This window comes from Methylophilus glucosoxydans (assembly GCF_042676145.1).
GTDB lineage: Bacteria > Pseudomonadota > Gammaproteobacteria > Burkholderiales > Methylophilaceae > Methylophilus > Methylophilus glucosoxydans.
Map to the genome: position 1 here is coordinate 549,646 of NZ_JBHTJW010000002.1, position 26,171 is coordinate 575,816.

Annotated in this window: 33 protein-coding genes; 30 read left to right on the top strand and 3 right to left on the bottom strand. The window is 51.6% G+C overall.

Translation table 11 applies throughout. The annotated features are described in order from the left end of the window. Nucleotides 1-2: 2 nt before the first annotated feature. Nucleotides 3-755: a pteridine reductase gene (locus ACFQ1T_RS05050; RefSeq protein ID WP_379074551.1), complete on the bottom strand. Its 753-nt coding sequence runs from the start codon at nt 753-755 to the stop codon at nt 3-5. Between the two features lie 40 nt (nt 756-795). On the opposite strand from ACFQ1T_RS05050, the gene ACFQ1T_RS05055 reads away from it, so the two are divergent. Next, the gene (locus tag ACFQ1T_RS05055; protein WP_194748779.1) at nt 796-1,965 is read left to right on the top strand and encodes a class I SAM-dependent methyltransferase; all 1,170 of its coding nucleotides are present in this window, start codon (nt 796-798) and stop codon (nt 1,963-1,965) included. Nucleotides 1,966-2,137: 172 nt separating this feature from the next. Beyond that, nucleotides 2,138-2,848, top strand: a complete 711-nt coding sequence (trmB, locus tag ACFQ1T_RS05060) for a tRNA (guanosine(46)-N7)-methyltransferase TrmB (RefSeq protein ID WP_379074554.1) — start codon at nt 2,138-2,140, stop codon at nt 2,846-2,848. Between the two features lie 36 nt (nt 2,849-2,884). On the opposite strand, the gene yihA is transcribed toward trmB, so the two are convergent. Further along, nucleotides 2,885-3,520, bottom strand: coding sequence for a ribosome biogenesis GTP-binding protein YihA/YsxC (yihA, locus tag ACFQ1T_RS05065; RefSeq protein ID WP_313985370.1), 636 nt, complete (start codon nt 3,518-3,520; stop codon nt 2,885-2,887). Between the two features lie 110 nt (nt 3,521-3,630). Here yihA and ACFQ1T_RS05070 point away from each other — a divergent pair, with 110 nt between their 5' ends. The 28 genes from ACFQ1T_RS05070 (at nt 3,631) to tatC (ending at nt 24,977) form a co-directional block, all read left to right on the top strand. Beyond that, on the top strand, nt 3,631-4,260 hold the full coding sequence (locus tag ACFQ1T_RS05070; RefSeq protein ID WP_379074558.1) for a c-type cytochrome: 630 nt from the start codon (nt 3,631-3,633) through the stop codon (nt 4,258-4,260). 204 nt (nt 4,261-4,464) lie between these two features. Then, a complete protein-coding gene (locus tag ACFQ1T_RS05075; RefSeq protein ID WP_379074561.1) occupies nt 4,465-6,384 on the top strand; it encodes a cytochrome c biogenesis protein ResB in 1,920 nt (639 codons plus the stop codon). 24 nt (nt 6,385-6,408) lie between these two features. Continuing rightward, nucleotides 6,409-7,551 carry a c-type cytochrome biogenesis protein CcsB gene (ccsB, locus tag ACFQ1T_RS05080; RefSeq protein ID WP_379074565.1) on the top strand — a complete coding sequence of 381 codons (1,143 nt, stop codon included), beginning with the start codon at nt 6,409-6,411 and terminating at the stop codon, nt 7,549-7,551. A 204-nt stretch (nt 7,552-7,755) separates the two neighbouring features. Beyond that, a complete protein-coding gene (locus tag ACFQ1T_RS05085) occupies nt 7,756-8,394 on the top strand; it encodes a type II secretion system protein (protein WP_379074568.1) in 639 nt (212 codons plus the stop codon). Nucleotides 8,395-8,523: 129 nt separating this feature from the next. After that, nucleotides 8,524-9,327: an ABC transporter ATP-binding protein gene (locus ACFQ1T_RS05090; protein ID WP_194748772.1), complete on the top strand. Its 804-nt coding sequence runs from the start codon at nt 8,524-8,526 to the stop codon at nt 9,325-9,327. After that, nucleotides 9,327-10,121: a lipid asymmetry maintenance ABC transporter permease subunit MlaE gene (gene mlaE, locus ACFQ1T_RS05095; RefSeq protein WP_194748771.1), complete on the top strand. Its 795-nt coding sequence runs from the start codon at nt 9,327-9,329 to the stop codon at nt 10,119-10,121. Before ACFQ1T_RS05090 ends, mlaE begins: the two co-directional genes overlap by 1 nt. Before the next feature lie 34 nt (nt 10,122-10,155). Then, a complete protein-coding gene (gene mlaD / locus ACFQ1T_RS05100) occupies nt 10,156-10,701 on the top strand; it encodes an outer membrane lipid asymmetry maintenance protein MlaD (RefSeq protein WP_338655445.1) in 546 nt (181 codons plus the stop codon). Nucleotides 10,702-10,725: 24 nt separating this feature from the next. After that, complete coding sequence (locus tag ACFQ1T_RS05105) at nt 10,726-11,328, top strand: MlaC/ttg2D family ABC transporter substrate-binding protein (RefSeq protein WP_275357659.1); 603 nt, start codon at nt 10,726-10,728, stop codon at nt 11,326-11,328. A gap of 31 nt (nt 11,329-11,359) precedes the next feature. Then, nucleotides 11,360-11,653: an STAS domain-containing protein gene (locus ACFQ1T_RS05110; protein WP_313985385.1), complete on the top strand. Its 294-nt coding sequence runs from the start codon at nt 11,360-11,362 to the stop codon at nt 11,651-11,653. 74 nt (nt 11,654-11,727) lie between these two features. Further along, a complete protein-coding gene (locus tag ACFQ1T_RS05115; RefSeq protein WP_379074574.1) occupies nt 11,728-12,642 on the top strand; it encodes an ABC transporter ATP-binding protein in 915 nt (304 codons plus the stop codon). Beyond that, a complete protein-coding gene (locus tag ACFQ1T_RS05120) occupies nt 12,639-13,445 on the top strand; it encodes an ABC transporter permease (protein ID WP_379074577.1) in 807 nt (268 codons plus the stop codon). Before ACFQ1T_RS05115 ends, ACFQ1T_RS05120 begins: the two co-directional genes overlap by 4 nt. A gap of 54 nt (nt 13,446-13,499) precedes the next feature. Further along, on the top strand, nt 13,500-13,745 hold the full coding sequence (locus tag ACFQ1T_RS05125) for a BolA family protein (RefSeq protein WP_194748766.1): 246 nt from the start codon (nt 13,500-13,502) through the stop codon (nt 13,743-13,745). A gap of 30 nt (nt 13,746-13,775) precedes the next feature. Further along, nucleotides 13,776-14,084 (top strand): Grx4 family monothiol glutaredoxin, encoded by a 309-nt coding sequence (gene grxD, locus ACFQ1T_RS05130; RefSeq protein ID WP_194748765.1) that lies wholly within the window; start codon nt 13,776-13,778, stop codon nt 14,082-14,084. A 2-nt stretch (nt 14,085-14,086) separates the two neighbouring features. Further along, nucleotides 14,087-15,352: a UDP-N-acetylglucosamine 1-carboxyvinyltransferase gene (gene murA, locus ACFQ1T_RS05135; protein WP_275357654.1), complete on the top strand. Its 1,266-nt coding sequence runs from the start codon at nt 14,087-14,089 to the stop codon at nt 15,350-15,352. A gap of 2 nt (nt 15,353-15,354) precedes the next feature. Then, nucleotides 15,355-15,996: an ATP phosphoribosyltransferase gene (gene hisG, locus ACFQ1T_RS05140; RefSeq protein WP_275357652.1), complete on the top strand. Its 642-nt coding sequence runs from the start codon at nt 15,355-15,357 to the stop codon at nt 15,994-15,996. A gap of 13 nt (nt 15,997-16,009) precedes the next feature. Continuing rightward, on the top strand, nt 16,010-17,305 hold the full coding sequence (gene hisD, locus ACFQ1T_RS05145; RefSeq protein ID WP_379076858.1) for a histidinol dehydrogenase: 1,296 nt from the start codon (nt 16,010-16,012) through the stop codon (nt 17,303-17,305). Between the two features lie 9 nt (nt 17,306-17,314). Continuing rightward, nucleotides 17,315-18,379 carry a histidinol-phosphate transaminase gene (gene hisC / locus ACFQ1T_RS05150; protein WP_379074582.1) on the top strand — a complete coding sequence of 355 codons (1,065 nt, stop codon included), beginning with the start codon at nt 17,315-17,317 and terminating at the stop codon, nt 18,377-18,379. Between the two features lie 216 nt (nt 18,380-18,595). Beyond that, a complete protein-coding gene (hxlA, locus tag ACFQ1T_RS05155) occupies nt 18,596-19,480 on the top strand; it encodes a 3-hexulose-6-phosphate synthase (RefSeq protein WP_194748761.1) in 885 nt (294 codons plus the stop codon). A gap of 152 nt (nt 19,481-19,632) precedes the next feature. Continuing rightward, the gene (gene hisB, locus ACFQ1T_RS05160) at nt 19,633-20,223 is read left to right on the top strand and encodes an imidazoleglycerol-phosphate dehydratase HisB (RefSeq protein WP_194748760.1); all 591 of its coding nucleotides are present in this window, start codon (nt 19,633-19,635) and stop codon (nt 20,221-20,223) included. A gap of 14 nt (nt 20,224-20,237) precedes the next feature. After that, nucleotides 20,238-20,882, top strand: a complete 645-nt coding sequence (gene hisH / locus ACFQ1T_RS05165) for an imidazole glycerol phosphate synthase subunit HisH (RefSeq protein ID WP_338657607.1) — start codon at nt 20,238-20,240, stop codon at nt 20,880-20,882. Between the two features lie 53 nt (nt 20,883-20,935). Next, nucleotides 20,936-21,679, top strand: coding sequence for a 1-(5-phosphoribosyl)-5-[(5-phosphoribosylamino)methylideneamino]imidazole-4-carboxamide isomerase (hisA, locus tag ACFQ1T_RS05170; RefSeq protein ID WP_379074587.1), 744 nt, complete (start codon nt 20,936-20,938; stop codon nt 21,677-21,679). Between the two features lie 2 nt (nt 21,680-21,681). Continuing rightward, nucleotides 21,682-22,446: an imidazole glycerol phosphate synthase subunit HisF gene (gene hisF / locus ACFQ1T_RS05175; protein ID WP_338655434.1), complete on the top strand. Its 765-nt coding sequence runs from the start codon at nt 21,682-21,684 to the stop codon at nt 22,444-22,446. After that, the gene (gene hisI / locus ACFQ1T_RS05180) at nt 22,443-22,826 is read left to right on the top strand and encodes a phosphoribosyl-AMP cyclohydrolase (protein WP_194748757.1); all 384 of its coding nucleotides are present in this window, start codon (nt 22,443-22,445) and stop codon (nt 22,824-22,826) included. Before hisF ends, hisI begins: the two co-directional genes overlap by 4 nt. Beyond that, entirely contained in the window at nt 22,819-23,139 is a 321-nt protein-coding gene (locus ACFQ1T_RS05185; protein ID WP_194748756.1) for a phosphoribosyl-ATP diphosphatase, read from the top strand. The genes hisI and ACFQ1T_RS05185 overlap by 8 nt, the downstream gene beginning before the upstream one ends. Continuing rightward, nucleotides 23,136-23,465, top strand: coding sequence for a histidine triad nucleotide-binding protein (locus tag ACFQ1T_RS05190; protein WP_194748755.1), 330 nt, complete (start codon nt 23,136-23,138; stop codon nt 23,463-23,465). Before ACFQ1T_RS05185 ends, ACFQ1T_RS05190 begins: the two co-directional genes overlap by 4 nt. 25 nt (nt 23,466-23,490) lie before the next feature. Then, nucleotides 23,491-23,673, top strand: coding sequence for a Sec-independent protein translocase subunit TatA (tatA, locus tag ACFQ1T_RS05195; RefSeq protein ID WP_194748754.1), 183 nt, complete (start codon nt 23,491-23,493; stop codon nt 23,671-23,673). A 13-nt stretch (nt 23,674-23,686) separates the two neighbouring features. Further along, entirely contained in the window at nt 23,687-24,208 is a 522-nt protein-coding gene (gene tatB, locus ACFQ1T_RS05200; RefSeq protein ID WP_194748753.1) for a Sec-independent protein translocase protein TatB, read from the top strand. Nucleotides 24,209-24,239: 31 nt separating this feature from the next. Continuing rightward, on the top strand, nt 24,240-24,977 hold the full coding sequence (gene tatC / locus ACFQ1T_RS05205; RefSeq protein ID WP_194748752.1) for a twin-arginine translocase subunit TatC: 738 nt from the start codon (nt 24,240-24,242) through the stop codon (nt 24,975-24,977). Nucleotides 24,978-24,990: 13 nt separating this feature from the next. Here tatC and ACFQ1T_RS05210 read toward each other — a convergent pair whose 3' ends face one another. Next, entirely contained in the window at nt 24,991-26,148 is a 1,158-nt protein-coding gene (locus ACFQ1T_RS05210) for a S1C family serine protease (RefSeq protein ID WP_194748751.1), read from the bottom strand. Between the last annotated feature and the right edge of the window lie 23 nt (nt 26,149-26,171).

The window sequence follows — 26,171 nt, forward strand, 5'->3', positions numbered from 1 at the left end:
AGTTAAATACTTAAATGGCGGCCGCCATCCACGGCCAGCACATGGCCGGTGATAAACGGCGCGTCATACACCAGAAACTTGACCGCCTTGGCAATGTCATCCGGTTCGCCTGTGCGCTTAAGCAGGGTCTGGTTGACGACCTGTTGCCGGTAGGTTTCATCAAACTCCTGATTGTCTTCTGGCCACAACACTGGCCCTGGTGCAACCGCATTGACGCGTACATTGGGCGCCAACTCCTGCGCCAGCGATTTGGTCAGGTTGACCAGGCCGGCTTTGGCGGCACTGTAAACGATGTAATGCTTTTTCGGGCGCTCTATGTGCATGTCCGTGATGTTGACAATGCACCCCCGGCTGGCGAACAGGGCATCGGCGGCGGCCTGGCTTAAAAATAAGGGTGCTTTAAGGTTGCTGCCGGTGAGTTCATCCCATTGTGCTTCGCTAATGCCACCGAGGGGTGTCGCATAATAGCTGGAAGCGTTGTTGACCAGTGCATCGAGTCGGCCGAATTGTTGCAAGGTGGCTTGGATCAGTTTGGGTAAATCTGCCGTTTGCAGTAGGTTGGCCTGCATGATCGCTACACTGTCGGCACGCGTCTGGTTGAGCTCTGCTTGCAGTGTTTCGGCTTCTTGCTGACTGGTGTGGTAGTGCAACATCACATTGGCCCCTTGCTGGTGCAAGGCGCGGGTGATGGCTGCGCCTACCCGCTTGGCACCGCCAGTAATCAATACTACTTTATTGTTAGGGCTGAATTTCACGTTGTACTCTTTTCTAAACGGCTCACATTATAATGATTGAATGACTGTTCAACCCACTTCTTCCCGCTTGCCTGTGCCGGATGCGCTGATGCAGGCGCACAGCGACGCCCTGCACCAACAGATCAAAGCGCATATTGAGCAACAAGGCGGCTGGATTTCCTTTGCGGATTACATGCAGCAAGCCTTGTATACGCCACACCTCGGATATTACAGCGGCGGCGGCAATAAGTTCGGTATAGGCGGCGATTTTGTGACCGCCCCGCAGATTTCGCCACTTTTTGCGCGCGCCATCGCCAACCAGCTTGCTCCAGTGTTGTTAGAAACCGGGGGGGCTATTTTGGAGCTCGGTGCAGGCACTGGCAGATTGGCGCAAGGCTTGCTGCGGGCGCTGCATACCCAGCACCAGCTGCACCCACACTACTACATCCTTGAGGTAAGTGCCAACTTACGGATGCGCCAGCAAGAAAGCTTGCAGGCAGGCTTGCCAGCCGAACTTTATGCACGGGTGCAATGGCTGGATCGTTTGCCTGAGCAATTCACGGGCGTGGTGATTGGCAATGAAGTGCTGGATGCAATCCCGGTACAGCTGGTGGAGTGGCATGGCGGCCGCTGGCTGGAGCGCGGGGTTGGCTATGAACATGGTTTTGTATGGCAAACGCGCCCTTTGCAAAATGAAGCAGACGTCGCACACATCGACGCCGCTCAGTTGCCAGAAGGGTATCTCACCGAAATCAATCCTGCAGCACAAGGATTGATCGCCAGTCTCGCCGCGATGTTGCAGCAAGGATTGATCTTGCTGCCTGATTACGGCTTCAGTGCCCGCGAGTACTATCACCCGCAGCGCAACCAGGGCACACTGATGTGTCATTATCAGCACTATGCGCATGATGATCCCTTGCGGTATCCCGGCTTGCAAGACATCACCGCCCACGTCGATTTTACCGCCATGGCCGAAACGGCATTGGCACATGGACTCGATTGCGCGGGATACACCAATCAAGCCCAGTTTTTGATCAATTGCGGCATTCTGCAATTGCTACAGCAGATCAATCCCGAAGACAGTGCCCATTATTTGCCGCAGGTGGCTGCGGTGCAAAAGCTGTTGTCACCAGCGGAGATGGGTGAATTATTCAAGGTATTGGCTTTGAGTAAAGGGATCTCGTTGCCATTGCTGGGCTTTTTGCAAGGGGATAAGCGGCATCAGCTTTAAGTTTGGGCTGGTTGATGGAGGCCGTATATGCTTGAATCAGCCATGTTTGCGCTTGAGTGCACGCAACCTTGATTGACACATTGTTGTCTCGCGACTGGTTGCAATGAAGCTGAAAGCACAGACCGTAAAAATCACAAAATCAAAATCATGCCTCTCAAGTATAATGCGCCCCATGAGTGAATTAGACCAAACCCTCCCGATTGACGAAGCGCCTTATCAACGCCGTATCCGCAGTTTTGTGCTGCGTCAGGGCCGCTTGACCAAGGGCCAGGAGCGCGCATTACAAACGGCCTGGCCGCAATTCGGGATCGAGTATGCAGCGCAGCCGCTCGATTTGGATCAGGCATTCGCGCGCAGCGAGAGCAAAAAAATCCTTGAGATCGGCTTTGGCATGGGGGATGCGACGGCAAAGATTGCACAAACCTTGCCTGACTATGACTTTCTGGCAGTCGAGGTACATACTCCAGGCGTGGGGAGTCTGCTCAAGTTGATGCAGGAGGGGGATATCCAGAATATCCGTATTATTCAGCATGATGCGGTTGAGGTGTTACAGCAGATGTTGGCAGACGGTTCGCTGGATGGCGTACACATTTTCTTTCCCGATCCCTGGCACAAAAAACGTCATCACAAACGTCGATTGATCCAGGCTGAGTTTGTAAAACTGTTGTGCTCAAAATTGAAAGCGGGCGCTTACATTCATGTGGCGACTGACTGGCAGGAGTATGCCGAGTGGGTACTTGAGGTATTGCGCGCAGAGCCACAGTTGCAGAATACTGCGGCAGATTACGCCGAGAAACCGGCCTACCGTCCGCTCACCAAGTTTGAAAACCGGGGTCTCAAGTTGGGACACGGGGTGTGGGATTTGGTATTCAGGCGCGTTTAAGGCCCACTAAAAAGGCAGACTGTGCGTCTGCCTTTTTTATTCGCTGGCTGGCGCCACCGCTTCCGTTTGGGTGTCGCCGCCAAAAAACCATTCGCCCAGCACTTTTTCTGCTTCATCCACCCCTTGCTTTTTCAGGCTGGAAAAGAGTTGCACGGTGATGGCATTTCCCCAGTTGGCTTGGAGCTCTTTGCGGACTTTACCTAAGGTGATAGTAGATTCGCTGCGCGACAATTTGTCGCTTTTGGTCAGCAGTACGTGCACAGGTTTGCCGCTGGGGCAGAACCAGTCCAGCATTTGCCGGTCTAGTGGTGTGAGTGGGTGACGGCTATCCATGACCAGTACCAGGCCGGCCAGGCTGCTGCGTTCGCTCAGGTAGCGGGACAGCACGTTTTGCCAATGCATGCGCATGGCTTCAGGCACCTTGGCGTAACCGTAGCCAGGCAGGTCAACCAGGTGCTTGTCATCGCCTAGGGTGAAAAAGTTAATCAGCTGTGTGCGGCCTGGTTGCTTGCTCACAAACGCGAGCCGGTTGTGGTTGGCCAAAGTGTTCAGCGCGCTCGATTTTCCGGCGTTAGACCGGCCGGCAAACGCTACTTCAATGCCACTGGCTGGGGGCAAGTCCCGCAGGTGGTGTGCAGAGAGGTGAAAGCTGGCATTTTGGAAAACAGGCATGATGGCGTTGAGCTGACTCAAGATTTGTGGACTATTCAGGCTTGCATGCTATCACGAACAGGCTTTGTTTGATAAAATGCTGCAGAATAAAAACGTTGGGGCATTCAGATATGTTAAAGAGTTTTAAAGCGGGATTGTTTTTATTGCTGGCAACTGGCTTGCAGCCTGTTTTTGCTGAGGAAGCGGCCCCTGCGGCGGCGGCACCAGCGGTCAATGGCCCTGAGAAAATCGTGCAGAACGTCTGTGCGGCTTGTCATGGCGCAGATGGTAACAGTGTGATTACGACCAACCCCAAGTTGGCGGGTCAGCATCCTGAGTACTTGGTCAAGCAGTTGACTAATTTTAAAGAAGGCACGCGTGCCAACGCAGTGATGTCCGGCATGGCCGGTGCCTTAAGTCAGGAAGACATGGAAGGCTTGGCAAAATACTTTTCTTCCCAAAGCATTAAGCTGAACAAGGCGAAAAGTAATGGCAAAGGCTCACTGGGCGAGAAGATTTATCGTGGCGGGATTGCTGCAACGCAAGTGCCTGCCTGTGCAGCTTGTCATGGCGCGACGGGTGCCGGGTTGCCCAAGCAGTTTCCGCGCTTGGCCGGGCAGCATGCAGATTACACCTTGCAGCAACTGCGTACTTTCCGCACGGGTGAGCGCGCCAATGCACCAATGATGATGACCATCGCCGGTAAAATGAGCGATGCCGAGATGCAGGCTGTTGCAGACTATATCCAAGGTTTGCGTTAATTTTTGACTGCTCGAAAAAGGTGGCTTTGGCCACCTTTTTTACTGTAGCCGTATGCAACCTTTGCAGTTTTGTGTCGTCCACAACAGCGGGCCTTGCGTTAAGACCGTGACTGACCAGCAACCAAACTTATCCATCTTTTTGACGAGAACGATTTGAAATCTCCAGCTTCATTTTCCCGGCGTGTTTATGAGTTACTGAGTTCCATGCGTTTTGCTGTGAGCTTGTTAACGCTGTTGGGTGTTGCGTCGATTATTGGTACCGTACTCAAGCAGAATGAGCCCTATACCAATTACATCGTCAAGTTTGGTCAATTCTGGTTTGAATTGTTCGAATTGCTGGGGTTGCTGGATGTCTATCATGCGGCGTGGTTTTTGGTGATTTTACTGTTTTTGGTGATTTCAACCACCTTGTGCGTGCTGCGGAATACACCGCTCATGCTCAAGGAATGGAAAACCTATAAAGAGCATGCGACTGAAAAATCCTTACGTTTATTTGAGCATCAGGCCAGTCTGACGACGGCTTCGGCAGCAACCGCCTTACATTCACAGTTGTCCGCCTGGTTGACGGCAGAGCGTTACACTTTTAAGGCGACGCCACAAAGTAATGGCGATGTGCTGATTGCGGCCAAATTGGGGACGCATCAGCGCTTGGGCTATATCTTTACGCATGCCGCGATTGTGGTGATTTGTTTTGGTGGCCTGCTCGATGGCAATTTGCCGTTCAAGATTCAGGAATTGCTGGGTTATAAAAAGGTTGAGACGCGCGATATTCCTTCACGCCAGGTGCCGCCTGAGAGTCGGCTGGGAGTGGGCAACCTTTCATTCCGCGCCAATATGACCTTGCCGGAAGGCGAACGTGATAACGTGTCTTTCTTGCGGGTGCGTGATGGCTATCTGGTCCAAGAATTACCTTTTACGGTAATGCTCAAGGACTTTCGTATCGAGCATTACCCGACCGGGATGCCGAAATCGTTTGAAAGCGATATCCTCATCACTGATTCAGACCTGAAGCAACCGATTGAGGCGACGGTCAGAGTGAATCATCCTTTTATTTACAAAGGGATTGCGATTTACCAATCTGACTTTCAGGATGGTGGCTCACAGCTCAAATTCAAACTCTGGGATTTGGCCGCTAACCAGCAGGATGGATTTGATGTGGATGGCGTGATCTTGCAAAAAGGCTCGCTCGGTGACGGCGCGCAAAAGCTGACAGTCGAATTCAACGAGTTTCGCCAGTTTAATATCCTGAATCTGTCGGCGGATGGTAAAGGTAAGCCGCACAATGTGGGGCCAAACACCACGTTCAAATTGCGCAATGCCAGTGGCCAGGCCCGTGAGTATGTCAATTACATGCAGCCTCTGATGCTGGATGGCCGCGCTTATTTCGTCTCTGGCATGCGTGAGACCGTGCAGGAGGACTTCAAGTACTTGCGCATTCCCGCAGATGACGATATGGAAATCACCGGTTTTATGCGATTGCGCCAAACCTTACGCGATGACAAGTCTATTCAGGCGATCGCGCAGCAGGTGGCCGCGCAAATGCCAGGTAATAATCCCACATTACGAGCGCAGTTTGAGCAAAGCTTGCAGCAGCTACTGATGACCTTCAAGCGTGGCGGCTACAGTGAGTTGTCGCGCATTATTGAAAGCGCTGTGCCCAAAGACCAGCGCGAGCAAGCGGCACAAACTTATCTCAAATTGTTGAACCGTGCAGCGATGCAGGCATATCAAATGAGCCGTGCACAACGTCACTTGCAGCCTATCGCAGAGGATCAGACCAGCGCCATCTTTATACAGGATAGCCTGAATGCCATGAATGACTTATTCTTTTATGGCACACCGTATTATTTTCAGCTCAAGAATTACACGCTGAAACAAGCCAGTGGTTTCCAACTTACGCGCTCGCCTGGGCAGAATTGGGTATATCTGGGTTCGGTGATGTTGGTACTGGGTATTTTTGCCATGTTCTATATTAAGGAACGTCGCTTGTGGTTATTGATCAAACCTGCACAGCATGAAGTCCTGGTGGCCATGTCGTCTAACCGTAAAAATATGGACTTGGATCAGGATTTTGCGCGTGCGCGCCAGCAACTTTCAACGCTGTTGCAAGCACCTTCAGCATAATGCGTTATTGAATCGGGGAATAAGATGAATACGTCAACGTTATCCAAGCCAGTATCCTTCTGGCAGTCGTTAAGCAAGTTTGATTGGGTCTATGCCATTCTATTGCTGGCGGGTGCGGTGTTTTCGTATCAGCGCTATGCAGGCTTCATGGATATTTACGAGGTCAGCTTTCTGTTTGGGGCAGTCGCGGTATTTAGTTATTTGGGCTGGCGCTGGTCAGCCATTGCCCGCCTGGTCTTGGGTGTGGCTGTGCTGAGCCTGATTGGCGTCTACGTTTATCAGGGCGACTTGAGTCAGGGTGGTCAACGCTTCTTGCTCAAGTTTCTGTTGGCCAGCCAGTCTGCCATCATGTGGATGAATGTGCTGTTTGTATTGGCTATGCTGACCTATTGGCTGGCCATGTTCCAAAAATCAGAGTTCACCGCCAAAGTGGCCTCGGCCCTCACGTGGACGGCGACCTTGTTTGGGTTTGTCGGCCTGATGGTGCGCTGGTATGAGTCCTACCTGATTGCACCCGATATCGGCCATATTCCGATCAGCAATTTATACGAAGTGTTTATCCTGTTTTGCCTGATCACGGCTTTGTTGTATTTGCACTATGAGCAATTGTTTAAAACACGCCAATTGGGTGGTTTTGTGCTGGTGGTGATCAATGCGGCGGTGGGCTTTATTCTCTGGTATACCTTTGATCGTCATGCCAACGAGATTCAGCCGTTGGTGCCTGCCTTGCAAAGTTACTGGATGAAGATTCATGTACCCGCCAACTTTATTGGCTATGGTTCCTTCTCGCTGGCGGCGATGGTCGCCGGGGCTTACCTGCTGGCAAAGCGGGGCATTCTGGCGAGTCGCTTGCCCGCGCCGCATGTGCTGGATGATTTGATGTATAAAGCGATTGCGGTCGGTTTTGCATTTTTCACGATTGCAACGATTTTAGGGGCAATGTGGGCCGCAGAGGCTTGGGGAGGCTACTGGTCATGGGACCCTAAAGAAACCTGGGCACTGATTGTCTGGCTAAACTATGCGGCATGGCTGCATTTGCGTCTCATGAAAGGCTTGCGCGGCAGCATGTTGGCCTGGTGGGCGCTGGTCGGTTTGCTGGTGACAACGTTTGCATTTTTGGGCGTGAATATGTTTTTAAGCGGGCTGCATTCTTACGGTACGCTTTAATTTTAAGTAGCCATTTCAACGGGCAGATGTGTAAACATCTGCCCGTTTTCTTTAGTCTTTTTGCTAGATTCCTGGTGTTTTATTTGTTAAATATATTTAATTAATGTTAAAGTAATTGCTGTGCCGGGCTATTCATGGCGTCGGTGCAGAAGCGTCTCGGGTCATGCTTTTAACAACAGGTTTAAGCTATCAGGAGGATTTAACATGAAAACACAACAAGGGTTTACTTTGATTGAATTGGCGATTGTGCTGGTGATCGCCGGGTTGCTATTGGCCGGGGTGATGCGCGGGCAAGAATTGATTGCCAACGCCAAGGTGAAAAGCCTTGCCAGTGACTTTAGAAATATCCCCACTTATTTTTATGGCTATCAAGACCGTTTTCGCGTCTTACCCGGGGATGATCATGCGGCGGATATCCATGTCAACGGCACCAATGCGACTACGAACGGGCAAACACAAAATGGCTTGATTCAAGGTGCTTGGAATTCAAACACAGATACGGATGAATCATTTTTAATCTGGCAACACCTGCGATTGGCGGGCTTGGCTATCGGATCAACCGACCCCACCAGTACGCAATATGTGCCGCGCAATAGTGAAGGCGGGCAGTTGGGTGTCAGCAACGTGACCGCTTTAACAGCGGTCACCGCAGGCGCGTTTAGCAGTGCGCACGCCATGTGTTCCGATGCGATTTTAGGGCGTTATGCGGCGCAATTGGATACCATGCTGGATGACGGTGTGGGCAATACTGGCGCCATGCGTGTTGTCCTAAATGGCACACCTAGTGCCGGTGTTGCCGCCCCGCTACCCGGCACGGCTTACTTAGTGTGCATGAGTTTTTAGTGTAGAATACAACAGATTGCTGATACAAAAAGCCTGGTTTTTCAGGCTTTTTGTATTATGAGGTTTACATACATCTTTTCAATTTGAATCTGTTTTAGAATAAGAGCCGATTTACAACTCCCACTTCCTATGGCGAACGCAATTGTAGAAATTCAAGACCTGTCTTTCGGCTACAAAGGCCGATTGTTGCATAAAGGCATCAACATGACGTTTCCCAAAGGTAAGGTGGTTGCCATCATGGGCGGCAGTGGAAGCGGTAAAACCACCCTGTTGCGCTTGATCGGTGGGCAGTTAAAGCCGACCAAGGGGCAAGTCAAAGTGGTTGGTGAGGTCGTTCATGAGCAAGATCGTGAAGGCATCTATCGACTGCGCCGGAAAATGGGCATGTTGTTTCAACATGGTGCCTTGTTCACCGATTTATCCGTGTATGAAAATGTTGCGTTTCCGATGCGTGAGCATACCAGCTTGCCCGAAAGCATGATTCGTGACCTGGTGCTGATGAAGTTGAATGCGGTTGGTTTGCGGGGTGCGCATGCCCTGATGCCTACAGAGCTGTCAGGCGGTATGGCCAGACGTGTTGCACTGGCGCGCGCAATTGCCCTGGATCCCAGCATTATCATGTATGACGAGCCATTTGCCGGACTGGATCCGATTTCCATGGCCGTTATTTGCGACCTCATTCGCAGCCTGAATGACGTGCTGGGGGCAACTTCTATCATCGTCACGCATGATGTTGAAGAGACGTTCCAGTTTGCTGACTACGTCTATTTCGTCGCCGACGGCATTGTCGCTGCCGAGGGCACGCCCGATGAGCTGCGTCAGTCCGAGTTGCCGTTTATCCATCAATTTGTGCATGGTGAAAAAGACGGTCCGGTTCCTTTCCATTATGCGGCGCCTGAATATCATGCCAGTTTGTTAAGAGGGGCGCGTTAATGATTGTGCATAAAATCAAACGGCTGCTGACCAAGCTGGGGGCGGGCTTTATCAATAAAATCTGGCGTCTGGGAGCGGGTGGTCGCTTGTTGTGGTTAACGCTGATTTCCTCCGGCGAGAGTTTTCGCCGCTTTCGGCTCACGATCCGCGAAGTTTATTTTACTGGCGTCCTCTCGCTGATCATTATTCTGGTCTCCGCGTTTTTCGTCGGCATGGTGCTGGCGTTACAGGGCTATAACACGTTGCAAAAATACGGCTCGTCGGAAGCGATTGGCGTATTGGTTTCGTTGGCCCTGGTGCGCGAGTTGGGGCCGGTGGTTACCGCCTTGTTATTTGCGGGACGTGCCGGTACCGCCATTACTGCTGAAATCGGGTTGATGAAGGCGACAGAGCAGCTTTCTGCCATGGAAATGATGGCGGTCAGTCCCATCGCACGCGTCATTGCCCCGCGTTTCTGGGCGGGGGTGATTGCCATGCCGATATTGGCGGCCTTGTTCTCGATGGTAGGTATTTTGGGCGGCTATTTGGTGGCAGTGCCCTTGATTGGCGTCGACGCTGGCGCATTCTGGTCACAGATGCAAGCCAATGTGGACTGGCAGTATGACATCCTGAATGGCGTGTTGAAGAGCCTGGTGTTTGGCGTGGCTTGTACCATGATTGCCTTGTTTGAGGGCTATGATGCACCGCCGACCGCTGAGGGGGTCAGCCGGGCCACGACACGCACAGTGGTGAGTTCGTCACTGGCGGTATTGGGACTGGATTTTATATTAACCTCGTTCATGATCGCGGTTTAGCAGGACAACGTACGAGATATTTGCGGGAGCAGCAATGGAAAGAACAACAATTGATTTATGGGTAGGGATCTTTGTGGCATTAGGATTGGCCGCTTTATTGGGCTTGGCCATGAAAGTGGGCAATCTCACCACCAGCAATATCGGCCAGACCTATACCGTGACGGCGAACTTTGAGAATATTGGCGGCCTCAAACCTCGCGCCCCTGTGAAAAGCGCAGGGGTGGTTGTCGGTCGCGTCAATGATATTGTGTTTGATCCTAAAACTTATGAGGCCGTCGTGAGTCTCAATATTGATTCCCGTTATGCATTCCCCAAAGATACGTTCGCCAACATTTACACTGCAGGCTTGCTGGGTGAGCAATACGTTGGGCTCGAAGCCGGTGGTGACGAGATCAACCTCAAAAATGGGGACAAGATCACACAGACCCAGGATGCGGTTGTGCTGGAAAAACTGATTAGTCAGTTCTTGTATAGCAAGGCGACAGAAAGTAACGACAATGGAAATAAAACGGCAGCTGCATCAACCGAAAGTACAGTTGATGCGTTAGATGCCAGCCCGCTTGATAAAGTGGGCAAATAACTCAAACGATATAAAGGGATAGCGATGAAAAAGTGGTGGATGGCAGCAGCCATATGGTTGGTCAGTGGTGTAGCAATGGCAGCAATGGCACCCGATCAACTGGTGAAAAAGACCGCCGACGATGTGATTGAAGTCATCAAAAGCGATAAGGATATTCAAGCGGGCAACCAGCAAAAGATTTTCAGTCTGGCAGAAGAAAAGATACTGCCAAACTTTGATTTTGAGAAAGTGTCACGTCTGGTGTTAGGTAAAAACTGGACCAATGCGAGCCCAGATCAGAAAACAGCTTTCCAGGCGGAATTCAAGACGCTGCTGTTACGCACTTATGCTACTGCATTGTCTAAATATAAAAATCAGGTAATTGAATACAAGCCTTTCCGCATGGAGTCCGGGGCGGATACAGCAACGGTCAAAACGGCGATACAGCAGCCTGGTGGCGATCCGATTGCCGTTGATTACACGTTGGGTAAAAAAGGCGATGACTGGAAAGTGTTTGATATCGTCATTGAAGGCGTGAGTCTGGTCACCAACTACCGTAGCCAGTTTGCACAAGAAATTCGCCAAAATGGGCTGGATAGCCTGACGAAAAAACTGGCGGACAAGAACAAGGCAGCCACAGGTAAATAACTGCGTGGTCTGAAAAAATCGGGAGAAATGGGTGGCTCAACTGACGCAACAACAAAATAGTTTGCACTTTAAAGGTGATTTGCTGATTGCCAATGTCAGCGAAACTTTAGCTGACTTGCAAAAATTGCAGTTGGCCTCGCCACTGACCCTGGACTTTTCAGGGGTGAAAGAGGTAGATACGGTGGCGATCAGTATGATTCTTGAGATACAGCGCAGACTTAATCATGACTATACGCACCCGGGTAACATGTCAGTCGTCGGGGTGCCAGACAATCTGCGAAGTTTAATGCAGCTATACGGTGTCGATGGATTCTTGTTGAATTAACCACTCACAAAATCGAACAGCCCCAGCTCAGACGAGGTGGGGTTTCGTTTTTTTGGGATAGCGAAAGGATAGACGTGGCCGCTGCCATAGAAATCACAGGAATTACCAAACGGTTTGGTCAGTTTGAAGCCCTAAGGGGCGTGGATTTGCAGATTGAGCAAGGCGAGTTTTTTGCCTTACTTGGCCCTAACGGGGCAGGTAAGTCCACGCTGATCAATTTGATGGCGGGGTTGTTGCAACCCACGAGCGGCAGCATCCGCATCATGGGGCACGATGTGCAGTCTGATTATCAGCGTGCGCGTCAGGCATTGGGCGTGGTGCCGCAAGAGCTGGTATTTGATCCGTTTTTCAATGTGCGTGAAATGCTGCGTTTCCAGGCTGGTTATTTCGGGCATGGCCCCGAAAATGATGTCTGGGTCGATGAGATTATCGAAGGGTTGGGGCTCACTGACAAAGCCTATACCAATATGCGAAAACTGTCAGGCGGCATGAAGCGTCGGGCCCTGATTGCGCAGGCGTTGGCGCACAAGCCCCCCGTCATCGTGCTCGATGAGCCAACCGCAGGGGTGGATGTCGAATTGCGGCAAATGCTGTGGGCGTTTATTCAAAAACTGAATCAGCAAGGACATACGATTATTTTGACCACGCATTATCTCGAAGAGGCTGAGGCTTTGTGTCAGCGCGTGGCAATGATGAAGCAAGGCCGCATTGTGGCGCTAGACAGCACGCGCGCTTTGCTCAAGAGCCATGCCGCAAAGCAGTTGTCGTTACGCTTGTCGGCGGCCTTGCCTGCTGTGTTACAGCCGCTACTCAAGCAGCAAAACGGGGAGGAGGTCGTCCTGGCGATCACGGAGTTAACGCAGGTGGAAACGGTGCTGACTGCGTTGCGTCAGGCGGGCGTGCAGGTGCTGGACATGCAACTGCAGGAGGCGGATCTGGAAGATGTCTTTCTTAACCTGGTGGGGAATCAGCAAGGGGTGCTGGCATGAAGTGGCTGAATCCATTTTTTTGGCTGGATGACAAAATCAGCCCGCAGCGTCGCGGCGTTTATACGCTGTTTAAAAAAGAGCTGTTGCGTTTTTGGCGCGTGGCATTTCAAACCATTGCTTCGCCCATTCTGACAGCATTGTTATACCTGCTGATTTTTTCGCATGTGCTGGAGTCCCACGTCAAAGTCTACGATCAGGTCAGTTATACCGCGTTTCTGGTGCCTGGCCTGATGATGATGTCCTTGTTGCAGAATGCCTTTGCCAATAGCTCATCGAGCCTGATCCAGTCTAAAGTGATGGGCAACATTGTCTTCCTGCTACTCACGCCGCTGACGACCATGGAGTTTTTTATCGCTTTTCTGGCGGCATCCATGATCCGTGGTTTAGTGGTTGGGTTGAGTATTTATCTGGTTGCGTTGTGTTTTGTGTCGGTACCAACGGTGCATCCCGGGTGGATTATCACGTTTGCACTTTGTGGTAGCGCATTGCTGGGCACGTTTGGTGTGATTGCCGGTATCTGGGCGGACAAGTTCGACCAGATGGCCGCTTTTCAAAACTTTGTCATCATGCCGCTGACGTTTTTATCCGGTGTTTTCTATTCGATTCACTCGCTCCCCTCTTTCTGGCAGGCGGTCTCGCAATTGAATCCATTTTTTTACATGATAGACGGTTTTCGTTATGGCTTCTTCGGGCAGGGGGACGTGTCGCCATGGCTGAGTTTGGCAGTGGTGGCTAGCTTCTTGCTCGGATTGGCGTGGCTATGCCTAAAGATGTTAAAATCCGGTTATAAATTACGCAGTTAGCTGGTCAGACCCCTGGCTAGATTCAACTGTATTTTGTAGAACAAGAGAGGTTTTGTGTTAACAGCAGCGCAATTAGAGGCTTATATCCGCAACGGGTTGGAGTGCGATTACCTGAAAGTCAATGGCGATGACGGCACGCATTTTGATGCGGTGATAGTCAGTCCGGCATTTGAAGGTAAACGCATGGTGCAGCAGCACCAGCTTGTCTATGCCGCACTGGGAGACCGGATGCGTGCGGAAATTCATGCGTTGTCTATGCAAACCTATACCCCGACGCAATGGCAGCAACTGCAGGCCTGAAGCGTTCTTAACACGATGGAGTGATGAATCATGGATGTACAAGCAAAAATCAAAGAGACAGTGACCAGTAACAAGGTGGTGCTGTATATGAAAGGTAGCCCCAAGTTTCCGCAATGCGGTTTTTCAAGCGTGGCTGCGCAAATCCTCAACGCCTGTGGTGCCGAGTTTGTTGCGGTAGATGTGTTGCAAGACATGGAGGTGCGTGAAGGCATCAAACAATTTGCTAACTGGCCGACTATTCCGCAACTGTATGTAGGCGGGGAGTTTATCGGCGGTGCCGACATTATGCGCAGCATGTACCAGAGTGGTGAATTGCAAGAACTGTTGGCGAAAGCGTAATTTTGGATAAACTGATTATTGAAGGTGGCGTGCCTCTGCACGGCGAAGTCGTCGTGTCTGGCGCCAAGAATGCCGCGTTGCCAATTTTGTGCGCTGGCTTGCTGGCGGAAACGCCTTTTACGCTCACGGGGGTGCCTGAGTTACGTGACGTGGCGTCTACGCTGAAGCTGCTGGACACTATGGGCGTCAAGGTCAGCAAACAGGCGGATCAGGTCATACTGGATGCCAGCGATGTCGCCTCTTTTGAAGCCACCTATGACATGGTGAAAACCATGCGTGCCTCGATTCTGGTACTGGGGCCATTGCTGGCCCGTTTTGGCACTGCCCGCGTGTCTTTGCCCGGCGGATGCGCCATTGGTTCGCGGCCTGTCGATTTGCATATCAAAGGACTGCAAGCCATGGGAGCTGCCATGCACATCACGCATGGCTACATCCAGGCCAGCACCTTGCACTTGCCTAACCGCCGCCTGCAAGGCGCTAAGTATTATATGGATCTGGTCACTGTCACCGGCACAGAAAACCTTATGATGGCCGCTGCGCTGGCGCAGGGCACGACAGTGCTGGAAAACGCCGCCAAAGAGCCTGAGGTGGTTGATCTGGCCGAGTGCCTGAATAAAATGGGTGCCAACATTAAAGGCGCTGGCACAGACACGATTACCATCGAAGGGGTGGAGCGTTTGCTTGGCGCACAGCATCATATTGTGTGTGATCGTATTGAAGCCGGCACCTATATGGTAGCCGCTGCCATGACCGGTGGTGAAGTGACCTTGAAAAACGCACGTCCTGATTTGCTCGAGGCGGTGATCGAAAAGCTGCGTGAAGCCGGTGCCCAAATCAGTCATGACGCGAACAGTATTACGGTCAAAAGTGATGGCAAACTTAAAGCCGTCAATGTGCGTACGGCGCCGCATCCTGCCTTTCCTACTGATATGCAGGCGCAGTTCATGGCCATGAATACGGTGGCAGAGGGCGTATCTACGGTGATTGAAACCATTTTTGAAAACCGCTTTATGCATGTGCAAGAGTTGCAGCGCATGGGGGCCAATATTGATGTGCAGGGCAATACTGCACTGGTGAAAGGTGTCTCCGTACTGGAAGGCGCAAATGTGATGGCCACCGATTTGCGTGCGTCTGCCGGCTTGGTTCTGGCTGGCCTGGTCGCTGAGGGGGAAACCGTGATAGATCGGATTTACCATCTGGATCGCGGCTACGAAAAACTCGAAGAAAAATTGAATCAACTGGGCGCCAAAGTGCGCAGATCGAATTAATCATGATTACTATCGCACTCAGCAAGGGGCGTATTTTTGAGGAAACCACGCCATTGTTGGCCGCAGCAGGGATTCAGGCATTAGAAGACCCCGAGTCTTCCCGCAAGCTGATTTTGCCGACCAACCGTGAGGATGTCCGGTTGGTGATTGTCCGTGCGACCGATGTGCCTACCTATGTGCAATATGGTGCAGCAGATATTGGCATTGCCGGCAAGGATGTGTTGGATGAGCACGGTGGTGAAGGCTTGTATCAACCGCTGGACTTGAATATTGCGCGCTGCAAAATGATGGTGGCGGTGCGTGATGACTTCGATTATGAAGCCAGCATCCGTCAGGGCGCGCGCCTCAAGGTGGTGACCAAGTATGTGAAAACCGCACGCGAGCATTTTGCCGCCAAAGGCATGCATGTCGATTTGATCAAGCTGTATGGTTCGATGGAACTGGGCCCGCTGGTGGGTTTGGCAGATGCCATCGTCGATCTGGTCAGTACCGGCGGAACTTTACGCGCCAACAAGCTCAAAGCAGTAGAAGAGATTGGCGCTATTAGCTCACGGCTGGTGGTCAATCAGGCCTCTTACAAAGTGAATCGGCCTTTGTTGCAGCCGATTATTGATAGCTTTGCGGGCGCTGTCCGCAAAGATTAATGTTTAGAAAATGATGAAGATTAAACGCTTAAATACACAGGATCAGGGCTTTGATGCCGAGTTGAAGGCATTGCTGGCTTTTGAGACCGCGCAAGATGACAGCATAGACCTGGTGGTTGCCAATATTCTCAAGGATGTGAAGGCACGCGGTGATGCGGCTGTGCTTGAATATACCAACCGCTTTGATAAAACCAATGCCTCCAGTCTGGCGGCATTGGAAATTCCTCAAGCGGAGTTGCAAGCGGCCTTAACCAGCCTGCCGGCGGCACAGCGCGAGGCTTTGCAGGCAGCAGCTGACCGGGTGCGTAGCTACCACGAAAAGCAAGTCATGCAGTCCTGGCAATATACCGAGGCTGATGGCACCTTGCTTGGTCAACAGGTGACGGCGCTGGATCGCGTGGGCTTGTATGTGCCTGGCGGTAAGGCGGCTTATCCCTCTTCTGTGCTGATGAATTCGATCCCTGCCAAGGTGGCGGGTGTGCAAGAGTTGGTGATGGTTGTGCCTACGCCGAATGGCGAGAAAAATTCATTGGTGCTGGCTGCGGCAGCGGTCTGTGGCGTTGATCGCGTGTTCTGTATTGGCGGTGCACAAGCCGTGGGGGCGCTAGCATATGGCACTGAAACCGTGCCACAGGTAGACAAGATTGTCGGGCCAGGCAATGCCTATGTGGCTGCGGCCAAGCGTCGGGTGTTCGGGGTCGTCGGCATTGATATGGTGGCAGGCCCTTCTGAGATTCTGGTCATCAGCGATGGCAAGAGCAATCCAGACTGGACAGCCATGGATCTGTTCAGTCAGGCGGAGCATGACGAGTTGGCACAGGCGATATTGCTGTCGCCAAACGCAGAATTTCTGGATCAGGTGGAGGCCAGTATTGCCCGTCAGGTGGTCGACATGCCGCGCCAGGAGATTATTCGTACCTCGCTGCAAAACCGGGGTGCACTGATACAAGTAAAGGACCTGGCTGAGGCCGCCGATATTTGCAACTACATCGCGCCAGAACACCTGGAGTTATCCATGGACGATGCCTTGGCCTTTAGTAAGCAGATCAAGCATGCCGGGGCGATCTTTATGGGGCGTGACACCTGTGAGGCGCTGGGCGATTATTGCGCCGGCCCCAACCATGTGCTGCCGACTTCACGTACCGCCCGATTCAGTTCGCCGTTGGGGGTCTACGATTTCCAGAAGCGTTCCAGCCTGATTATGGTGTCGTCTGCGGGGGCGCAAACGCTGGGCAAGATTGCTGCGACGTTGGCGTATGGCGAAGGCCTGCAGGCGCACGCGCGTAGTGCTGAGTATCGCTTGAAATAAGAGGCAGCCATGAGTCAATATTGGAGCAAGATTGTTCATGAGTTGACCCCTTATGTGCCGGGCGAACAGCCCAAGTTGCAAAATCTGGTCAAGCTTAATACCAATGAAAATCCTTATGGTCCCAGCCCCAAGGTGATTGCTGCCTTGCAGGCAGAAGCTGCAGACAGTTTGCGCCTGTATCCCGATCCGGATTCCAGTCGCCTCAAGGCGGCGTTGGCTGAATATCATGGGCTGCAAGCCAATCAGGTGTTTGTCGGCAACGGTTCCGATGAGGTGTTAGCGCACGTGTTTCAGGCCTTGCTCAAGCACGACTTGCCTTTGTTGTTTCCTGATATTAGTTACAGTTTCTATCCGGTCTACTGCGGCTTGTACGGCATCCACTTTGAAACCGTTGCGCTCAATGCGCAGTTTGAAGTGGCGATAGGCGATTATTTGCGCCCCAATGGCGGGATTATTTTCCCTAACCCCAACGCGCCAACCGGCATTCCGCTGCCATTAAGCGAAATTGAGCGCTTGCTGGCCCACAATACGCAATCTGTGGTGGTGGTCGATGAGGCCTATGTTGACTTTGGCACCGAGTCCGCGGTCGCACTGATTCATCGTTACCCAAATCTGCTGGTGACGCATACCTATTCGAAATCACGTTCGTTAGCAGGCTTGCGCGTGGGCTATGCGTTGGGCAATGCCGCGTTGATTGAGGCATTAATCCGGGTCAAGGACAGCTTTAACTCATATCCGATTGATCGTTTTGCCGAGGCGGGTGCCATTGCGGCATTGCAGGATGAAGCTTACTTTCAGCAAACGCGTCAACAGGTCATCACGTCGCGTACCAGCCTGGTCAGTGCACTAGAAGCGTTGGGATTTGAAGTGTTGCCTTCCGGGGCAAACTTTATTTTTACCCGTCACCCGGCGTATGTGGGTGAGCAGTTGGCCGCAGGGCTGCGTGAACGCGCCGTGATCGTCCGCCATTTCAAAAAACCAGCTAGAATTTCCGATTTTTTACGGATTACCATCGGCAACGAGTCGCAAAATCAGGCCTTGATGCAGGCAATACGTGCGCTTGTGCAAGCCTGATGTCGTCAAAAGCGCGGGATTTGTACTAAATTACGGGCTAATCGCGGTTAATTGATTGTAATCGCACATAAAAATATCCAGCGAATATTGTCATTGTGTGGCAAATCCGGTTATGATGCACCCTATTGTACATAATGTGCAGTGACGGTTGCGTTTGCATGATTGCTGCGCATAGATTCATTGGATTGAAAATAGAGCAAACTCGGAGGAAGAAAAATGGCACAAACCCAGATGGCATTGGACTCATTGGATTTTGACGCGACGATCGCTTTAGCAGCTAAAGTGGCGCCACACGTTGATATCTTGGAAATCGGTACCCCTTGCATCAAGCACAACGGTATCGAACTGTTGAAAGCACTGCGTGCAAAATTCCCTAACAACAAAATTTTGGTTGACCTGAAAACCATGGATGCTGGCTTCTACGAAGCTGAGCCATTCTACAAAGCAGGTGCTGACATTTGTACCGTTTTGGGCACTGCTGACATCGGTACCATCAAAGGCGTGATTGATGCTGCCAACAAATATGGCAAAGAAGCGCAAATCGACCTGATCAACGTAAAAGACAAAAAAGCCCGTACGCTGGAAGTTGTTAAGTTGGGTGCACACATCATCGGCGTGCACACTGGCTTGGACCAACAAGCGGCTGGTCAAACTCCATTCGCTGACTTGGGCTTGGTGTCCGGTCTGAAAACAGGCGCTAAAGTGTCTGTGGCTGGTGGTGTAAAAGCTGCAACGACTAAACAAGTGGTTGACGCTGGTGCTGATATCGTCGTTGCTGGTGCAGCGATCTACGGTGCTGCTGATCCTGCTGCTGCTGCAACAGAAATCACCAAAATTGCACACGGTGCAGGTGCTGGTGCTGCTAAAGGTGGTAACAAGTTGCTGCCATGGATTATTGCTGCAGTTGCTGCAGTATTGGTATTCTCTTTGTTGGGTAAAAAATCTGAAGAAGCTGCGCCTGCTGCAGAAGCACCAGCTGCTGAAGAGGCTGCCCCAGCTGCTGAGGCGCCTGCTGCCGAAGCACCTGCTGCTGAAGAAGCTGCTCCAGCCGCTGAAGCGCCTGCTGCAGAAGCTGCACCAGCGACTGAAGAAGCAAAATAATCCGCTTTTATTTCTGATAAATGCACGATTCAAAAAAGCAGTCCATTGGGCTGCTTTTTTGTTTTTCACAACTGGTTTTGCCTGTCTGCCAAGACTTGCTGTAAAATGCGTGTAATACTTGCAAACTCTCAGTGATCACCTTCCTCTCTCATATGTCACGTCAAGCCGAAGTTACGCGTAATACGCTAGAAACCCAAATTACTGTGTCGATTAATCTCGATGGTACAGGGCAGTCTGAACTGGACAGTGGGCTGGGCTTTTTGGATCACATGCTAGATCAAATCGCCCGTCATGGCATGATAGATTTGAAAGTGCATGCCAAGGGGGATTTGCATATTGATGCCCACCATACGGTTGAAGATATCGGGATTACCTTGGGTCAGGCATTCAGCAAAGCGTTGGGCGACAAAAAAGGCTTGACGCGCTACGGGCATAGCTATGTCCCGCTGGATGAAGCCTTGAGCCGTGTGGCGCTGGACTTGTCCGGTCGTCCGGGCTTGGCGTTTGATTGCACCTTTACGCGTGCCATGATCGGTGAGTTTGATGTAGATCTGATTCACGAATTTTTCCAGGGCTTTGTCAATCATGCACTGGTCACGCTGCACATTGATAATCTCAAAGGCCAAAACGCTCATCACCAGGCGGAAACGATTTTTAAAGCGTTTGGCCGTGCCTTGCGTATGGCGGCCACCCAGGATCCTCGCATGGCCGGCTTGATGCCATCAACCAAAGGTGCGTTATAGCCCGATTGTTTATGATGAATCGTTTGCAAGTCGCCATTGTTGATTATGGCATGGGAAACCTCCGTTCAGTTGCCAATGCTTTCAAAGCGGTAGCGCCTGATACCACGGTTGCAGTCACCAGCGATCCTGCGCAAATTGCCCAGGCGGAGCGGGTAGTGTTTCCGGGGCAGGGCGCCATGCCGGATTGCATTCGTGAATTGGATGCGCGCAGTTTGCGTCAGGCAGTGATGGATGCAACACAGCAAAAGCCTTTCCTCGGCATATGTATTGGTTTGCAAATGTTGTTTCAGCATTCTGAAGAAGGCAATGTGCCTGGGCTAGGCGTGTATGCCGGCGAGGTCAAGCGCTTTCCTCAGGCAAAAATGGTGGATGTGCATGGTGAAAAGCTCAAGGTCCCGCACATGGGCTGGAGCCAGGTACATCAGACTCAGCCGCATGCCTTGTGGCAGGAGATTCCTGACCAGGCCCGTTTTTACTACGTGCATAGCTACTATGTGGTCCCGGATGAGACGGCATTGACCGCTGCGACCACCGCCTATCCATTTGATTTTACCGGCGCGATTGCACGTGACAATGTATTTGCCGTGCAGTTTCACCCGGAAAAGAGCGCCAGTGCAGGCTTGCAACTTTTACGTAATTTTGTAAACTGGAAGCCCTAAGACGGGCTACAGTCGTTTTAGTCACTACTCGTTATTTATCTACTGAAAACAACATGTTAATCATTCCAGCAATTGATTTAAAAGATGGCCACTGCGTGCGTTTGAAGCAGGGACTGATGGAAGAGTCCACCGTATTTTCCGAAAATCCTGCAGCGATGGCCAGACATTGGGCAGATAAAGGCGGTAAGCGTTTACACCTGGTGGACTTGAATGGGGCCTTTGCGGGCAAGCCTGTCAATGAAGGTGCGATCAAGTCTATTGTGGCTGCAATAGGTGGGGATATCCCTATTCAATTGGGCGGTGGCATCCGTGATCTGGATACGATAGAGCGCTATCTGGATGATGGTATCAGCTATGTCATTATTGGGACCGCCGCTGTGAAGAATCCGGGTTTTCTGCATGAGGCCTGCTACGCTTTCCCAGGCCAGATCATGGTGGGGCTGGATGCCAAAGACGGCAAAGTAGCCGTGGATGGCTGGTCCAAGTTGACGGGGCATGACGTGATTGACCTGGCGAAGAAATTTGAAGATTACGGTGTGGAAAGTATTGTCTACACGGATATCGGCCGGGATGGCATGTTGACCGGCGTGAATATTGAAGCGACTGTAGCATTGGCGCAGGCATTAACGATTCCGGTGATCGCCAGTGGCGGGGTGACCAATCTGGATGATGTGCGCAACTTGTGCGCCGTGCAGGATGAAGGCATCATGGGTGCCATTACCGGCCGCGCCATTTATGAAGGTACACTGGACTTTTCTGCTGCGCAAGCATTAGCTGACCAGCTGAGTGGTCAATAAAAATGGGCTGCGCCAAACGCATTATTCCTTGCCTGGATGTGACTGACGGTCGTGTCGTCAAAGGCGTGAACTTTCTGGAATTGCGCGATGCAGGCGATCCGGTGGAAATCGCACAGCGCTACAACGACCAGGGCGCGGACGAACTGACGTTTCTGGATATTACCGCCAGCTCAGACAATCGTGACTTGATTCTGCACATTATTGAGCGTGTGGCCGAGCAGATCTTTATCCCGTTAACCGTCGGTGGCGGCGTGCGCAAGGTTGAAGATGTGCGTCGGCTGCTGAATGCGGGGGCCGATAAAGTAAGCATCAACACCACTGCCGTGGTTAATCCGCAAGTGGTTGAAGATGCTGCCGGTCGTTTTGGTTCGCAATGTATAGTGGTTGCGATTGATGCCAAAAAAGTGGATAACCAGCCGTTTGAGTGGGAAGTGTTCACCCATGGCGGGCGTAATCCGACCGGTCTCGATGCCGTCAAATGGGCGCAAAAGATGGTGAGTCTGGGGGCCGGTGAGTTGCTGGTCACCAGCATGGACCGCGATGGGACCAAAATCGGATTTAATAACCCGCTCAACAAAGCGATCAGCGAAGCAGTGGATGTGCCATTGATTGCTTCCGGCGGCGTGGGGAATCTACAACATCTGGTGGAGGGTGTCACCGTTGGTGGCGCCGACGCTGTTCTGGCTGCCAGTATTTTTCACTATGGTGAATTCACTGTGCAGCAAGCGAAAGACTATATGCGTGAACATGGGATAGAAGTGCGATGAGCTGGCTGGAGCAAGTGGCCTGGACGGCAGAAGGCTTGGTGCCGGTCATCGCCCAGGAAAAAGACACAGGTAAAATTCTCATGTTTGCCTGGATGAACCGCGAAGCCTTGCAATTGACTAGGGACTCTGGTCATGCGGTTTACTATTCGCGCTCGCGCAACAAACTGTGGCATAAAGGTGAAGAGTCTGGGCACACGCAAATCGTGCACGACATTCGTCTCGATTGCGATAATGATGTCGTGCTGATCACGGTCGAACAATTGGGTGGCATCGCCTGTCACACAGGTAGGCATAACTGTTTCTTTCAGCAATTACAGGGCGATACCTGGGTGACTGTAGAGCCTGTGCTCAAAGATCCGAAAGCGATTTACCATGAGTGATGACGTATTAAGCCGCTTGTCTGAGTTGCTGGAAGCGCGTAAAAGTGCCGATCCGGCCAGCTCCTATGTCGCCAAACTCTATGCCAAAGGCATGGACAGCATCCTCAAAAAAGTGGGTGAAGAAGCGACGGAAACAGTGATTGCGGCCAAAGGCGGCAACAAGGAAGAGCTGATTTATGAAACCGCCGATTTATGGTTTCATACCCTGGTGATGTTAAGTCATGCCGGCTTGCAGGCGCAGGATGTGCTTAATGAGCTTGCGCGGCGTGAAGGGCTGTCGGGCATCGTTGAGAAAGCGAGCAGAAAAGAATGAGTGCAGACTGCATTTTTTGTAAAATTGTTGCTGGCACTATTCCGGCGAAATTGCTGTATGAAGATGACGAGGTCATCGCATTTCATGATATTCGGCCACTGGCGCGGGTGCATTTTCTGATTGTCCCCAAAGCACATATTGAAACGCTTAAAGAATGTACTGCTGAGCATCAGGCGCTCCTTGGTAAAATGATGTTGCTGGGTGCCAAGCTGGCTGCTGAGCAAGGGTTGGTTGGCTATAAAACAGTGATGAATGTCGGGCGTGAGGGTGGCCAGGAAGTGTTCCATATCCATCTGCATGTCTTTGGTGGCGGGCCTGCCGCTTAAAAGTTGACGCGTTAAGGAGATTGCAATGGGTTCATTCAGTTTATGGCATTGGCTGATCGTGTTACTGATCGTGGTGCTGGTGTTTGGTACCAAAAAGCTGCGTAATATTGGCGGTGATGTAGGTGGCGCGGTCAATGAGTTTAAAAAAGCAATGAATGACGGCAAAGAAGGTTCTAAGCCTGATGAGATTTCTGACAAAAGTAAGTGAGTACTGACCGATTGTGTTTGATATTTCGTTTTCAGAATTACTGGTGATTGCGCTGGTTGCCTTGGTGGTGATCGGGCCGGAAAAACTGCCTAAAGTCGCCCGCACTGCGGGCGCTTTTTTTGGGCGCATGCAACGCTTTGTCAGCCAGGTAAAAGATGAGGTTAATCGTGAAGCCAGGTTTGCCGAGTTGCAACAACTGCAAGACGAAGTAAAATCGGGCTTGCAGTCGGTATATGACGATGCGGCACAGCATATTTTGCCTGAGAATTCGATCGCCGAAACCAGTGTCCAGCCAGAGAAGGTTGTTGAGCCGGTTAAACCGTCACGCAAACCACGTCAACGCAAGTCATCACCGGTGAACGATGAGCAGCCTGCTGAAGCAGCAGTGCCTAGCGCATTGGTGGTTTCTGAATCTGCGCCAGCGCCACAAGCCGAGTTATTTGCAGAAGCCCCTGCGGCAAAGCCGAGACAGCGCCGCGCACGGCAGGCGGCGAAGACGGCAAACGATACGCCACCGAATGAACCCATCCTCTAAGCGTTTGTTGTTTGATCGCGCTTTATAAATTATGACGCCTACTGAAAGTTTTATTTCCCACCTGATTGAGCTGCGTAACCGTTTGTTGCGTGCGGTTGCGGGTTGGCTGGTCATTTTTGTGGCTTTATTTCCGTTTGCTGATCGCATTTATCATTTGCTGGCGGCACCCTTGCTGGCAAAGTTGCCGCAAGGGGCGCAAATGATAGCGACAGCAGTCACCACGCCCTTCTTCGTGCCGATGAAAGTGACCATGATGGCAGCTTTTTTAATCGCGTTGCCATGGATGATTTATCAGTGCTGGGCATTTATCGCACCGGGGTTATACGCACATGAAAAACGATTGATTCGGCCCCTGCTTGCAGCGGCCATCGGGTTATTCTTTATGGGCATGGCCTTTGCCTATTTTGCCGTGTTCCCGGTTGTGTTTGGCTTTCTGGTGGGTAGCGCACCAGCAGGTGTCGCGGTGATGACCGATATTGCTGAGTATCTGGACTTTGTCATCGGCATGTTTCTGGCGTTTGGTTTTGCGTTTGAAGTGCCCATCGCCGTCATATTGTTATCATTGATGGGGTGGGTGACTTTGGCGCAACTCAAGGAGGCGCGCTCTTATGTAATCGTAGGCGCTTTTGTGTTGGGCGCCATTTTTACGCCCCCGGACATTGTCTCCCAATGCATGCTGGCCATCCCGTTGTGGTTACTCTATGAACTGGGCCTGCTGGTGGTACGCTGGTTACCGCAATCGCCAGCGGACAGTGCTACGCCGACTTAATTCCATTTTCTATTTATTGCGCTACTTTGCTTGGTAGTGGGCGCTTACCTACGATCAGACTGATCTCCATTTTCTTGCCTGCGCGCAAGATTGCCAATGTTGCCTTGTCACGTGGCTTGAGCATGGCGATTATATTTAGCATTGCCTGGCTGTCAGACACAGGTTTGTTGTCGATGGCAATGAGGATGTCGCCAGGACGCAAGCCGGCGCGATCAGCCGGACTGTCTAACAACACACCAGCAATCAAGGAGCCATTGACGTTCTTGAGGTTAAAGGATTCCGCGAGTTCTGGCGTAATGTCTTGCGCTTCTATGCCTATCCAGCCACGCGTCACCGACCCATTAAAAGTAATTTGTTCCATGACCTGTTTGGCGATGCTGACCGGAATAGCAAAGCCTATCCCCATGCTGCCGCCATTGCGGGAATAAATGGCACTATTGATGCCTATCAGGTTGCCGTTGACGTCGATCAGCGCGCCACCGGAGTTGCCAGGGTTAATGGAGGCATCGGTTTGAATAAAGTTCTCAAATGTATTGATGCCCAGATGGTTGCGTCCCAGTGCGCTAATAATGCCTTGGGTCACGGTTTGTCCAACGCCAAACGGGTTGCCAATCGCCAGGACGACATCCCCTACCTTCATCTGGTCACTATTGCTGAATGTGATGGCAGGGAGTTGTTTGCGGTCTATTTTGAGCACGGCCAGGTCGGTCTCGGGATCGGTACCGACCACTGTGGCTGAGGACTTGCTGCCATCGCTAAGCGCAACTTCAATTTGATCGGCTGAGCTAATCACATGGTTATTGGTCAGGATCAGGCCATCGGCACTGACAATCACGCCGCTACCGAGGCTGTTTTCAGGTTGTTCATCCTCTTCTTCAATTTCATCACCGAAAAAATGACGAAACAATGGGTCATTCTTCAATGCGCGGTGTGGATCTTGGCTCATGCGGGCAGTGGTGAAAATATTCACCACTGAGGGCATGGCCTTGCTCACGGCATTGCGGTAGCCGGACTTCGCGACCATGGCCTGGCTAGTGGCGGCCGTTTCCTTGATCACCAGGGTTTTGTTCACGGGTTGCGTGAGCAGGGTGGGATAAAAAAGTTTTAAGACAAACAAAATGCCCAGACAAACGGTGACTGCTTGTGAGAAGATAGACCAGAGATGTCGCATAGATGCCAAAAGAGAAATGTGCA

Bases quoted from the DNA above. Each gene is read 5' to 3' on its own strand.
- ACFQ1T_RS05070 (WP_379074558.1), top strand. From the start codon at position 3,631: ATGTTAAAGAGTTTTAAAGCGGGATTGTTTTTATTGCTGGCAACTGGC.
- hisC (WP_379074582.1), top strand. From the start codon at position 17,315: ATGAGTCAATATTGGAGCAAGATTGTTCATGAGTTGACCCCTTATGTG.
- ACFQ1T_RS05190 (WP_194748755.1), top strand. From the start codon at position 23,136: ATGAGTGCAGACTGCATTTTTTGTAAAATTGTTGCTGGCACTATTCCG.
- ACFQ1T_RS05120 (WP_379074577.1), top strand. From the start codon at position 12,639: ATGAAGTGGCTGAATCCATTTTTTTGGCTGGATGACAAAATCAGCCCG.
- ACFQ1T_RS05210 (WP_194748751.1), bottom strand. From the start codon at position 26,148: ATGCGACATCTCTGGTCTATCTTCTCACAAGCAGTCACCGTTTGTCTG.
- hxlA (WP_194748761.1), top strand. From the start codon at position 18,596: ATGGCACAAACCCAGATGGCATTGGACTCATTGGATTTTGACGCGACG.
- grxD (WP_194748765.1), top strand. From the start codon at position 13,776: ATGGATGTACAAGCAAAAATCAAAGAGACAGTGACCAGTAACAAGGTG.
- hisA (WP_379074587.1), top strand. From the start codon at position 20,936: ATGTTAATCATTCCAGCAATTGATTTAAAAGATGGCCACTGCGTGCGT.
- mlaE (WP_194748771.1), top strand. From the start codon at position 9,327: ATGATTGTGCATAAAATCAAACGGCTGCTGACCAAGCTGGGGGCGGGC.
- tatA (WP_194748754.1), top strand. From the start codon at position 23,491: ATGGGTTCATTCAGTTTATGGCATTGGCTGATCGTGTTACTGATCGTG.
- ACFQ1T_RS05105 (WP_275357659.1), top strand. From the start codon at position 10,726: ATGAAAAAGTGGTGGATGGCAGCAGCCATATGGTTGGTCAGTGGTGTA.
- ACFQ1T_RS05085 (WP_379074568.1), top strand. From the start codon at position 7,756: ATGAAAACACAACAAGGGTTTACTTTGATTGAATTGGCGATTGTGCTG.
- hisD (WP_379076858.1), top strand. From the start codon at position 16,010: ATGAAGATTAAACGCTTAAATACACAGGATCAGGGCTTTGATGCCGAG.
- yihA (WP_313985370.1), bottom strand. From the start codon at position 3,520: ATGCCTGTTTTCCAAAATGCCAGCTTTCACCTCTCTGCACACCACCTG.
- hisF (WP_338655434.1), top strand. From the start codon at position 21,682: ATGGGCTGCGCCAAACGCATTATTCCTTGCCTGGATGTGACTGACGGT.
- ACFQ1T_RS05185 (WP_194748756.1), top strand. From the start codon at position 22,819: ATGAGTGATGACGTATTAAGCCGCTTGTCTGAGTTGCTGGAAGCGCGT.
- hisI (WP_194748757.1), top strand. From the start codon at position 22,443: ATGAGCTGGCTGGAGCAAGTGGCCTGGACGGCAGAAGGCTTGGTGCCG.
- hisH (WP_338657607.1), top strand. From the start codon at position 20,238: ATGAATCGTTTGCAAGTCGCCATTGTTGATTATGGCATGGGAAACCTC.
- tatC (WP_194748752.1), top strand. From the start codon at position 24,240: ATGACGCCTACTGAAAGTTTTATTTCCCACCTGATTGAGCTGCGTAAC.
- ccsB (WP_379074565.1), top strand. From the start codon at position 6,409: ATGAATACGTCAACGTTATCCAAGCCAGTATCCTTCTGGCAGTCGTTA.
- ACFQ1T_RS05055 (WP_194748779.1), top strand. From the start codon at position 796: ATGACTGTTCAACCCACTTCTTCCCGCTTGCCTGTGCCGGATGCGCTG.
- trmB (WP_379074554.1), top strand. From the start codon at position 2,138: ATGAGTGAATTAGACCAAACCCTCCCGATTGACGAAGCGCCTTATCAA.
- ACFQ1T_RS05090 (WP_194748772.1), top strand. From the start codon at position 8,524: ATGGCGAACGCAATTGTAGAAATTCAAGACCTGTCTTTCGGCTACAAA.
- ACFQ1T_RS05075 (WP_379074561.1), top strand. From the start codon at position 4,465: ATGCGTTTTGCTGTGAGCTTGTTAACGCTGTTGGGTGTTGCGTCGATT.
- hisG (WP_275357652.1), top strand. From the start codon at position 15,355: ATGATTACTATCGCACTCAGCAAGGGGCGTATTTTTGAGGAAACCACG.
- hisB (WP_194748760.1), top strand. From the start codon at position 19,633: ATGTCACGTCAAGCCGAAGTTACGCGTAATACGCTAGAAACCCAAATT.
- mlaD (WP_338655445.1), top strand. From the start codon at position 10,156: ATGGAAAGAACAACAATTGATTTATGGGTAGGGATCTTTGTGGCATTA.